Annotated in this window: 8 protein-coding genes; 3 read left to right on the top strand and 5 right to left on the bottom strand. The window is 70.9% G+C overall.

Annotated elements, in window-relative coordinates; genetic code table 11:
• Positions 1–173: 173 nt before the first annotated feature.
• From GEV28_RS39775 to GEV28_RS42900, 5 genes are read right to left on the bottom strand one after another with little or no spacing between them, the layout of a single operon-like run.
• Positions 174–1,475, bottom strand: coding sequence for a sugar ABC transporter substrate-binding protein (locus GEV28_RS39775; protein WP_291419132.1), 1,302 nt, complete (start codon positions 1,473–1,475; stop codon positions 174–176).
• A 7-nt stretch (positions 1,476–1,482) separates the two neighbouring features.
• Complete coding sequence (locus GEV28_RS39770; protein ID WP_291419130.1) at positions 1,483–3,486, bottom strand: DUF6807 family protein; 2,004 nt, start codon at positions 3,484–3,486, stop codon at positions 1,483–1,485.
• Positions 3,483–4,376 (bottom strand): carbohydrate ABC transporter permease, encoded by an 894-nt coding sequence (locus GEV28_RS39765; RefSeq protein ID WP_291419128.1) that lies wholly within the window; start codon positions 4,374–4,376, stop codon positions 3,483–3,485. Before GEV28_RS39765 ends, GEV28_RS39770 begins: the two co-directional genes overlap by 4 nt.
• Positions 4,373–5,290: a carbohydrate ABC transporter permease gene (locus GEV28_RS39760; protein ID WP_291419126.1), complete on the bottom strand. Its 918-nt coding sequence runs from the start codon at positions 5,288–5,290 to the stop codon at positions 4,373–4,375. Before GEV28_RS39760 ends, GEV28_RS39765 begins: the two co-directional genes overlap by 4 nt.
• 10 nt (positions 5,291–5,300) lie before the next feature.
• Positions 5,301–5,543 carry a transposase gene (locus tag GEV28_RS42900; RefSeq protein WP_367115283.1) on the bottom strand — a complete coding sequence of 81 codons (243 nt, stop codon included), beginning with the start codon at positions 5,541–5,543 and terminating at the stop codon, positions 5,301–5,303.
• A 482-nt stretch (positions 5,544–6,025) separates the two neighbouring features.
• Between GEV28_RS42900 and GEV28_RS39755 the strand changes: the two genes are divergently transcribed.
• The 3 genes from GEV28_RS39755 (at position 6,026) to GEV28_RS39745 (ending at position 10,600) form a co-directional block, all read left to right on the top strand.
• Positions 6,026–8,932: a BTAD domain-containing putative transcriptional regulator gene (locus tag GEV28_RS39755; RefSeq protein WP_291419125.1), complete on the top strand. Its 2,907-nt coding sequence runs from the start codon at positions 6,026–6,028 to the stop codon at positions 8,930–8,932.
• A gap of 133 nt (positions 8,933–9,065) precedes the next feature.
• Positions 9,066–10,193 (top strand): hypothetical protein, encoded by a 1,128-nt coding sequence (locus GEV28_RS39750; RefSeq protein WP_291419124.1) that lies wholly within the window; start codon positions 9,066–9,068, stop codon positions 10,191–10,193.
• An 8-nt stretch (positions 10,194–10,201) separates the two neighbouring features.
• A complete protein-coding gene (locus tag GEV28_RS39745; RefSeq protein ID WP_291419122.1) occupies positions 10,202–10,600 on the top strand; it encodes a hypothetical protein in 399 nt (132 codons plus the stop codon).
• Positions 10,601–10,865 lie beyond the last annotated feature (265 nt).

Genomic DNA, 10,865 nt, shown 5'->3' with positions numbered 1-10,865 from the left:
GTGGTGCCCGCGCCGGCCGCGGCCCAGCCGTCGTGCGGGGCCAGCACCTGGCGGCCCAGCGGCACGTGCCGGCCCGCGGTCGCGTCCGCCGGCACGCACAGCGCGGCCGTGAGCACGGCGACGGTCAGGACGATCAGCTTGCTTCTCATCTTGCCTCTCATCGCGTACACCTCTCAGCCGCCGTTGCGCTGCTTGTACTCGGCCTGTGCCTCGGTCAGCTTCCCGGCCAGCTCGTCGAGGAAGTCGGCCGCGGACAGCTCGCCGAGCAGGACCTTCTGGAACTGCGGCTCGGCGTCGGTCTTCGTGATGGCGTTGAACTCGGGCAGGTAGTACGGCAGCTGGACGAGCTTGGTGGTGGGGTCGTTCAGCACCTTGGTCGCCTCGGCGATGTGCGCGAGGCCGCCACCGGTCACGTCCGTGTTCGCCGGCAGCACACCGGTCTCCTCCGCCCAGTACGCGTTCATGTCCTTGCTCGCCGCGAACTCGGCGAACGTGAACGCCGCGTCCTTCTTCTCCCCGGTGGCGAACACGCCGAGCCCGCTCACCGGGTTGGACGTGACGGTCCGCGCGCCGTCGTCACCCGGCGGCACGAGCATCGCGGCGACGTTGTCCGCGCCGAGCGCCTCGACGTGGTCGGTGTAGGACCCGAGGTTGTGCTGCATGATCGCGATGTTGCCGCCGTCGAACTGGGCGACCATCTTCACGTAGTCGTTGGTGACGTCGGCTTGCGGCGTGTACTTGTCGTACAGCCCGGCGAGCCGCTCCAGCGCCTCGACGTTGCGCGGGTCGTTCACCGTCGCCTTGCCCGACCCGTCGAAGATCTCGCCGATCCCGGACTGTCCGTAGAGGACCTCCAGCATCTGCGCGATCGACCCGGCGCCGCCGCGGATGGTGAAGCCGTAGCGGTTGTTCCCGGTGTCGGTCAGCTTCTCGATCGCGGTGAAGAACTCGTCCCAGGACTTCGGCTGGGCGATCCCGGCCTCGGCGAACCAGTCGCTGCGGTACCAGAACACGCCGATGTTGGTGGACATCGGCACCATGTACAGCTTGCCGTCGGGCACGGTGTCCCGCACCGTCTTGACCACCTGCTCGCTCAGCTTGTCCGTCAGCGGGCTGCCCGCGATCCGGTCGTCCATGGCGTCGAGCGACTGGCGCGCCACCAGGTTGGCGAGCATCGCCGTGGACACGCCGCCGACGTCGGGCAGACCGCCGCCGGCGATCGCCGTGTCGTACTTCTGCTGAGTCTGCGCGATCGGGATGCCGACGTAGTCCACCTTGATGTCGGGGTGCGCGTCCTCGAACTCGGCGATGATGTGCTCCCACACCGGGGTGCGGGCCGGGCCGCCGTTGTCGTCCCAGAAGGTGATCGTCGTGGGACCGTCGGCGGCCGGGTCGTCGGCACCGCACCCGGCGAGGGCCAGGCCCGATCCCACCGCGAACACCGCGGCCGCTGTCAGTAACCGTCGGAAGGCCATGGCCGTCTTACCTTTCTGTCGTTGCGCCGACCAGACCGGCCGAGTCGTCCCGGCCGAGCCGCCCGTCGGCGATGATCGTGAGCACGCGCCTGGTCAGCGCGCCGGAGAAGACCAGTGGCCGCTCCCAGGCGAGGCCGGGGCCGGCCCCGAGGTACTCGCGCACCCGCACGAACCACGGGTCGGCGGAACCCCGCTGCGCGAGGACGAGAGTCCAGTCCTGTCCGTCCACAGTGGTGCCGCACAGCGCGACCCACGGCGCCCTGCTGCCGTTGACCCGCTCCTCCCCCTCGGCGTCCGCCGTGAACACCGCGCGGTCGGTGGTCGAGCCCGGCGCGCGCCAGAAGAAGCCGCCGTAGCCCGCGCCGGTGCGCCCCTTGGTGGCCGAGCTGCGGATCGTGACCGGGGCGTCGGTGGGGGTGGTGAGGGTGCAGGTGACGTCCAGGACCCAGGCCGAACCGTCGAGCGGCCGGGCCGCGATCACCCGCTCCTCGGTGACGACCGGGGTCCCGTCGGGGTCCTCCCACACCAGGTGTTCGACCAGCCGGCCGGCCTCCCGGCGGGCGAACCGCAGGTGCCGCTGGACACCGTGGTCGCGTCGCCAGCTCGGCCCCCGGCCGGGCACGTACGTCCGGCCGCCCCAGAAGTTGACGCCATCGACGTCCGCGATCGCGATCCCGACGCCGAGGTGGTGGCGGTGGTCGGCCGGCACGGCCTCGCTCACCTCGGCGCCGGCGAGGGTGCGCACCGGATGCAGGTACGGGCGCGGCGACGCCGACGACGGCAGGTCGGCGGCCCACCGGTAGCCGGCGACGTGCCGGCCGCCGACCCGCAGGCCCTGTTCCGGGGGCGCCCACGGCACCCCCAGCTCGGAGAACAGCGCGAGGCGTTCGGCGCTGCGCGCGGTCAGGTCCACGATGTCCGGCAGCACCCGCTGGGTGATCGCCCCGGCGTCGTCGTGGCGGATCTCCTGGTGAGCGGCCGCGATCGGGGTGGGGTCCGGCGCCCGCCGCACCGCCTCGAGGACCTCGGTGAACGCGCCGGTGCGGGTGAGCGGGACCAGCAGCCCCGCGCCGGTGCGCACGTGGTCGACCAGGTTCGCCAGCAGGTCGGTCCTGGCGTGCGAGGTGGTCACCGCGTCCGCGCCCACCTCGACCGTCACCCGGTCCAGGGTGTAGGTCAACGTGGCGCGGCCAAGCTCGCCGTGCACCACCAGGTACGGCTCGTGGCGCTCCGGCGCGCACAGCGACACCGCGACCGTGACCACGACGCCGCTCGGCAGCCGCACCCGAACGCACGAGGTGTCGTCGGCCTCGATCGCGTTGGCGCGGTAGAGCTCGACGTCGATCTCGGCCACCGCGCCGAGCTGTTCGGCCTCGGCGACCGCCAACGCGGTCGCGACCGCGTGCGCGAACGGGTTGGTGAGCGCGCCGTCGGTCACCGCGACGCCGTCGAGGCGGCGCCGGCCCGCCCACGGCACCCGGCTGAAGTAGGTGACCGGCCGCGGCCAGGCCCCCGCGACCCCGATGCCGTGCACCTTGCCGAGCTGACCGCCCGCGATCAGCTTGCGCAGGAAGGGAATCGCCTCGGCGGCGAGGGACTGGAAGCCGACCTGGCAGGCGCGGCCGGTGGCGTGCACGGCGTCGGCGATCCGGGTGTGGTCGGCGAGGCTCGCGGCCGGTGGCTTCTCCAGCAGCAGGTGCGAGCCGGCGCGCAGCGCGGCCACCGCGAGGTCGGCGTGGGTGTGGATCGGCGTGACGAGGATCGTGACCTCGGCGCCGGTGCGCGTGATCAGTCCACTGAGGTCACCCGACTGCGCGGGCCTGCCGAGCCCGGCCAGCGCCGCGGCCGGCACCGGGTCGAGGTCGCACACCCCCACGAGCTCGACGAGCCCGGCGCCGGTCAGCCGGCGCAGGTTGTCCAGGTGCCAGCGGCCGTGGCCACGCGCGCCGGCGAGCACGACGCGCACCGGGTCCCCGGCCTGCAACACCGAGTCGCTCGCACGCTCGCTCATCCCTTCACCGCCCCGGCCGACAGCCCCTGGACCAGGTAGCGCTGGATCACCGCGAACACGAGCACGACCGGCACCGCGGCGACCACCCCGCCCGCGGCCAGCGCACCGAAGTCGACGCTGAACTCGCCGAGGGTGAACGCGAGCCCGACCGGGATCGTGTACTTGTCCTGCTGGCTCACGAACATCAACGCGAACAGGAAGTTGTTCCAGCTGTGGATGAACGCGAACGAGCCGACCGCGACGAGCGCGGGCCGAAGCAGCGGCAGCACGACGACGAGGAACCCGCGCAACCGCGAGCAGCCATCCACCCAGGCCGCCTCCTCCAACTCGATGGGGACGTTGCGGATGAACCCGCTCAGCAGGATCAGCGACAGCGGGAGCTGGAACACCGTCTCGGCGACCACCAGGCTCCACAGGCTGTTGACCAGGTCGAGGGTCCGGAAGATCTCGAACAGCGGGATCAGCATCATCGCGCCGGGAATGAACTGCGTGCACAGCAACGCGACCAGGAACACCGTCCGGCCGCGGAACCGGAAGCGGGCGAGGGCGTAGCCGCCGGCCAGGGCGATCACCGTCGTGGTGACCAGGGCGGCCGCGCCGACCTTGAGGCTGTTGGCGAAGAAGATGCCGAAGCCCATCCCGTTCCAGACGGCGTCGAAGTTGTCCAGCGAGACGGGCCACGGCAGCAGGGAGGTCGACCCGCGCGGCCGGACGGCGAAGACGAGCATCCAGTAGAACGGCACCACGGTGAACAGCAGGTACAGCCCCAGCGGCAGGTAGATCTGCCACCTGCCGACCCGCTGGGCCCTGTTCTTGCGGGTGGGCCGGGGCGGTGTGGTGGCGGTGACGTCCGGCCGGGATGTGGTCGCCGTGCCCAGGTCCGCGCTCATGTCCTCGCCCCGAACTTGCCCAGCCGCAGGTAGAGGACCGAGAAGAAGGTCAGGATCAGGAAGCCCGCGGTGGTGAGCGCCGAGCCGTAGCCGAAGTCGTGCGACTGCACCGCGGTCGAGGCGACGTAGAGCGGCAGCGTGGTCGTCTGGTGGGCCGGCCCGCCGCCGGTGAGGGTGTACAGCAGGTCGACGTTGTTGAACTCCCACACCGCCCGCAGCAGCGTGGACAGGATGATCGCGTCCTTCAGGTGCGGCAGCGTGACGTGGTAGAAGCGGCGCGGCCGGCTGGCGCCGTCGACCGCGGCGGCCTCGTACAGGTCGCGCGGGATCGACTGCAGGTCGGCGAGCAGGAGGATCGCGAAGAACGGCACCCCGCGCCACAGCTCGGCGAGCACCGCCGCAGCGAACACGGTGTCCGGGTTGGCGAGCGGCGCGCCGCCGTAGTCGAGGAGGCCGAGGTCGGCGAGGTAGCGGGAGACGCCCGTGGTCGGGTTGTACAGCAGCACCCAGATGCCGGTGGTGAGCACGCCGGAGACGGCCCACGGGGAGAACACCATCGCCCGCGCGACGGCCCGGCCGACGAAGGTCTCGTTGACGATCAGCGCGAGGGCGAGCCCGAGCACCAGCTGCAACGAGACCTCGACGAGCACCCAGCGCGCGGTGAAACCGAGGCTCTGCCAGAACAACGGGTCGTCGGTGAACATCCGGCGGAAGTTGTCCAGCCCCGCGAAGGCGTCCTCCCACGGCTTGCTGAGGTTGTAGTGCTGGAGGCTGTAGTAGACGACGCTGGCCATCGGGTAGACCAGGAACGCCAGCATCGCGACGACCGCGGGCGCGATCAGCAGGTACGGGGTCCGGGACCCGCGCCGGCGACGCGGGCGCCGTGACCGCACACCTGCCTCGCCGACTGCCATGAACCACACGCTAGGTAGGAACCCGTGGACAATTGCGGAAACCGTGTGGACTATGCCGTTCGCGCCCGCGGCCGCCGCGGGCTATGTCGTGAGGCAGAACGTCACTGGTCGTGGTCCCCGGCCGGTGCCCAGCATCGACCTCCGCCTGCTTCACCCAACCCCGCAGAGCCTCGGGATGGATCCCCAGCCGGTCGGCGATCCGCTTGATCGCTCCGGTCGCGGTCTCCGGATCCCGGCGGGCGTCCACCGCCATCCGGATGCACGATCACGCAACTCGTCGGGGTACTTCCTCGATGCTGCCATTGCTCCTCGCCCATCCAGGCTTGATGGTCTCCATCAAACCCGGCGCGGGACAATGGGCCGTATCTGTCGGTTGGTGTGATCGAGAGGCTGGGTCATGGCGTGTGGCGAGCGGGTTGGGCGGTGTTCGTGGCGGGTGCTTTACCACGGTCGCGCCAGCCGCGGCCGTGCTCGCGCGGTATCGATGCCTGTGTGGCAACTGCCGGGCGGTCGCCAGCGCGCGGATGGTCGCCGGTCGACGACGCGGTGCGGGGTCGGCGTTGGGCGGCTTCGCGCTGCGGAAGGTCCGGCGGGCGCGGACGGCTGGTGCCGGCTGGTGTGCTCGCCTCGTGACGGCGATCGTCGTGAGCTGGAGCGGCTGGGTGCTTCTGACGGTGGGCGGCGGCCCGCGCTCGCCGCGCTCATCATGGCCGGCCACGACCGAGTGGCGCGGTAATGCCCGGCGTCCGGCCGGAGCCGCGAGCGGGCAAGCTCGGAGGCCTGCGACTGCGGGTCCTGGGATCAGTGGAGTTGGTCGGCCCGGATGGCCGCCTCCTCGATCCGGGTCCGCCGAAGCAGAGCTGTGTGTTGGCTGTGCTCGGCCTCTCCGCGGGGCGACCGGTCGCCCCGGGCGTGCTGATCGATCACGTCTGGGGTGAGCGCTCCCCCCTCGAGGCGCGGAACGTGCTGTACACCTACATCGCGCGCCTTCGTCGGGTCATCAGGACCGGTGCCCCCGGCGCGTCCGGCGTCCTGCGCAGGCAGACCAGCGGGTACGTTCTCGACCTCTCCAGGGACCACGTTGACGCACTGCGCTTCCTCGATGCGGTGGAGGCGGCCCGCGGCGCCCGTGACGAGCGGCGGCAGTGGGCGTTGCTGTCGGACGCGCTCGCGCTCTGGCAAGGGCCCGCACTCGCCGGTCTTTCCGGCGAGTGGGCGGAGACGACTCGCACCGCCTTGACGAGAGCTCGGCTGGCCGCGCTGGCCGATCGGGTTGACTTGGAGGTGCGCGGCGGGGGCGGCGAGCAGCTCGTGGCCGAGTTGACGGCATTGGTCGCCGAGTACCCGCTCGACGAGCGGTTCACCGGCCAGCTGATGCTCGTGCTGCACCGCGCGGACCGCACGGCCGAGGCGCTCGCCACCTACGAGCACTGCCGTCGTCGGCTTGCCGAGGAGCTCGGGCAGGACCCGGGCACGCGGCTGCGGGAGCTTCACCAGCGCATTCTCCGGCAGGACCCGGGGCTGCGCCGACGACCGGATGAGCGTGCCGTCCCGAGGCAACTGCCCGCGGGGCTGACCGGTTTCGTCGGCAGGGAAGAGGCACTGGCCGCACTCGTGCGCGGCCTGACGGCCGCCGGGGGGTCGAGCGCTCCGGTGTTCGCCATCCACGGTCCCGGCGGGGCCGGCAAGACCGCTCTCGCCCTTCGTGCCGCGCACGCGATTTCCGAGCACTTCCCCGACGGCCACCTCTACGTTGACATGCGAGGGAGCGGCCCCGAACGGCTCGAACCGTTGGCAGGACTGGAGCTGTTCCTGCGCGCCCTGGGCGTCGCCAACGACGCCATCGCGCGCGACACGGCAGAAGCCGCCGCCCAGCTGCGGTCGCTGGTGAGTGCACGACGCGTCCTCGTGGTCATCGACAACGCCGCCGACGCCGCCCAGGTCCGACCGCTCCTGCCGGCCGGGGCTGGGTGCGGGGTCGTGATCACCAGCAGGTCCGCTATGTCCACATTGGACAATACGGTGCGGGTGGGGCTCGGAGTGCTCTCGCCCGAGGAGTCGGTGGCGGTGTTGGAGCGGTTCGACCAGAGCGGGCGGATCGCGGCCGCCCGCTCGCAGGCACGCGTACTGGCTCGCCTGTGCGGCCACCTGCCGCTGGCACTGCGCATCGCGGCGGCGAGGGTCGAGACGGAGCCGGACCTGCCGCTCGATCGGTTCGTCGAGACGCTTGCCCGTGCCGAGGGCCGGCTGGACCAGCTCGGCGTCGACGATCTGTCGGTTCGGGCTTCGCTCGAGGTCAGCTACCGCGCCATGGACGACCGCCTCGCTCACGCCTTCCGTCACCTGGGTCTGCCCGCGGGCCCGGACATCTCGCTACCCCTCGCCGCGCGCCTGGTCGGCACCACCGAGGACGAGGCCGCCCGGACGCTGGCGGATCTGGTCGCGGTCGGATTGCTCAACCGTTCGGCCACCGGCCGGTACCAGATACACGACCTGGTTCGCCTGTACGCCGCGGAACTGACGCTCGACGAGGTGGAGCGCGGCCAAGCCCTCAGGCGTACCTGGCGGTGCTACATCGCCACGGCGGTGTCCGCCGGACAGCTGCTGCGACCGGGCTACCGCGAGGGCCTGGTTCGCTGTGACCCGGCGGATGCGCTGCCGTTGCGGGACGACATCGCGGCCGCGGCCTGGTTGGGCGAGGAGCGTGCCAACCTGCTGGCCGCCGCCGACCAGGCACGTGGGGTCGACGGCGATCCGACCACGATCGCGCTGGCGCACGCGCTGTTCGGCCCGCTGCACTCCGCCGCCCGCTGGGTCGACCTGGAGCGGCTGAACAAGTGGGCGCTCGACCTGGCACGCGAGCGCGGCGACCGGCGGGCCGAGGCGCAGGTCCAGAGCGACCTCGCCATCGTCGCCTGGCGTGCCGACGACATCATCGAGACGATCGAGCGCTACCGGCGCTCGGCGAGGCTGTACCGGGAGGTCGGCGACCAGCGCGGCGAGGCGGCGAGCTTGCACAACCTCGGGAACGTCCACGCGGTGAGTGGCCGGCACGACGAGGCCGAGCTCGTCCTGGGCAGGGCGCTCGACCTGCACCGCGCGGCCGGCTACCGCACGGGCGAGGCGGCCACGCTGACCGTGCTGTCCGAGGTGCACCAGCACCTGGGCCAGACCGACCGGGCAGTCAGGCGCCTTCGGCGCGCACTGGACATCTACCGCGAGCTCGGGGACCGCGTCGGTGAGGTCGAGGCGCTCGGTGACCTCGGCAGCTGCCTGTCCGCCCGGTGCGAGATGGCGGACGCGGCGGCCTGCCACGAGAGCGCCACGGCGGTCGCGCTCGAGCTCGACCTCGTCGCCCGCGCCGCATGGAACATGGCCGAGCACGGCGAGGCGGCCCGCGCCATGGGCGACCGCGAGGACGCGCTGTCGTTGTGCCGCCGCGCGTTGGAGCTCAGCCGCGACCACGGCGCGGAGCACGAAGCGGGATGGGCGCTGTGGCGCTTGGGGTCGGTGCTGGACGACCTCGGCCGGCGGGACGACGCGCGCCGCCACTGGCGCGAGGCGCTGGCGATCTTCGAGCGCCGCGGCGCGCACGAGGTCGAGGAGGTCCGCGCGCTCCTCGACATCGTCGACGCGAGCTGAACGCCCGCCGGAAGGCGTTCAAGATTTCTTCAAGGTGCGGCTGCGACCCTGCCTTGCGTTGCCAGCCGGTCGCCCGTACGCGTCCGTTTTTCGAGGGGGTTGTCATGAAGGTCCGTCGTGTGGTGAGCCACCGATGAGCTTCTCGGTCGATCTCAAGGCACTGGAGGAGTTCGGCGGGCTGCTCCACGAGCTCTCGCTCGACGCGCAAAACATCAAGACGCGGTCCGGAGAGCAGCTCTACACGTCGGTGGCCGGTGAGGAGGCGCCGGACAGCCTCGAGACCGGGCTGCTCTTCTCTGAGGTCACCCAGCTGTGCGCCGAGGCGAGGAAGCGTGCGGAGCCGCGCATGAAGACGGTGGAGGACGTCTATGTGGGCAGCGCCTGGGGCGTCGGAGGGGCGCAGACCGTCTACGAGAAGACCGACAAGGGGGTTCGGGCCCGCGTCGATGCCACGTACCCGGCGGTGAAGGGCGGCCGGAGCCAGGACGGCGAACGGCCGCCGCTCAATGGGCAGAAGGCCGATCCGGGCGCCCTATTCCACAAGATCTTCGCGGTTGACACCAATGTGGACGACGTCGACGTCACGATGCTGGAGGACTTCCAGCCGAAGGTCACCGCTGTCGAGAACTTCCTCGACGGGCTCGGTGATCGCCTGAGCATCCAGTACTGGGTCCGCGAAGGACTGCGCTGGGTGCTCGGCTTCGACCCGATCGAGGAGGTCCTCCAGTTGTTCGTCGGCGACTGGAGAAGCGTCGCGGCGGAAGCTCTCATGTGGAAGAACTGTGGCGGCGCGTACGGCGGGATCGCCCGCAACACCAACCTTTACCAGTACCTCGAGCATTTCTGGACTGGAAACGCGGCGGACGCGGCGCTGGAGTACTTCGGCAAGGTCACCGCCGGCGTCGACGCCGAGGTGGAGTTCTACGACTTCCTGTACCGCCTGTACCAGGAGGCGGTGCACATTGTCTACCAGGGGTACAAGACGGTCGACTTCCTCGTTGGCACCTTGCTGGACCTCGTCATCGATGCCGGTATCGGCAACATCGGGAAGATCCCGAAGGTGATCCTGCGCATCAAGGAGCTGTGGAACGCGATCGCGGATGTGGTGTCCCGGGTAGCCGCGGCCATCCGCGGCGTGCGAATGTCGCTCATGGACGGACCCGGCGGGAACGAGCCGCCGTGCCCACTCAAGGACCTCGTCACCTCGCACGGCCCAGGCGAGATGCCGTCGGCGTACCGGCACCCCGGCGACAAGGACTGAGGTTTGCCATGGAATTCCTGAGCGTCGCCGAACTGGAACACATCTCCCGCCTGCGCGCGGAGTCGCGGCAGACCGCGCTGGAGAGCGCGTTGCGGTCGACCGAACCGGTGCGTGCGGAACTGGCACAGGAGCTGGCCGGCGGCCGAGTCACCGCTCGGCGAGCCTTGGCACTTCCGGGATACCAGGAGCTACTGGAACGGCGCACGGCCGAGGCACTGGCCCCGGACCCGACCGCAGCGGACGATCCGCCACCACACGACGCCGAGCAGGACACGGCCGAACCAACCGGCCAGCCAGCCGATACCGACGACGACGAAGACTTCGCACAGCGAAACATCATGATGCGAGCGACACCGTCCGTCGCGCTTCCACCGCAGCCGGTACGACGACGGCGGGCACGAGGCTAGCGACCAGGTGCGCACATCTCCCACTCGGCCCTTGATGAACCGGTCGGTTGCGGGGCAAGGGCAAGGGTGCGCTGGTGCTGATGAAGGCGTTCCTCAAGGCCGGGTTCTGACCGAACTAGGCAACTGCGAGGACAGTCCGACCGGCACGCCGCAGGGTGGCAGTGGGACGTGAGGTCGCACGTTTGTGAGTGGATGCACCAAGGGAGGTTCGATGCTTGTTGATGGTGTATTCCCCGACCAGACCCAACTTCCGGTGTGAGTTCTG

It is taken from the genome of Actinophytocola sp. (assembly GCF_009379765.1).
Taxonomy (GTDB): Bacteria; Actinomycetota; Actinomycetes; order Mycobacteriales; family Pseudonocardiaceae; genus Actinophytocola.
Note: the sequence above shows the minus strand (reverse complement) of the source record. Positions and strands in the feature narration are given on the sequence as shown.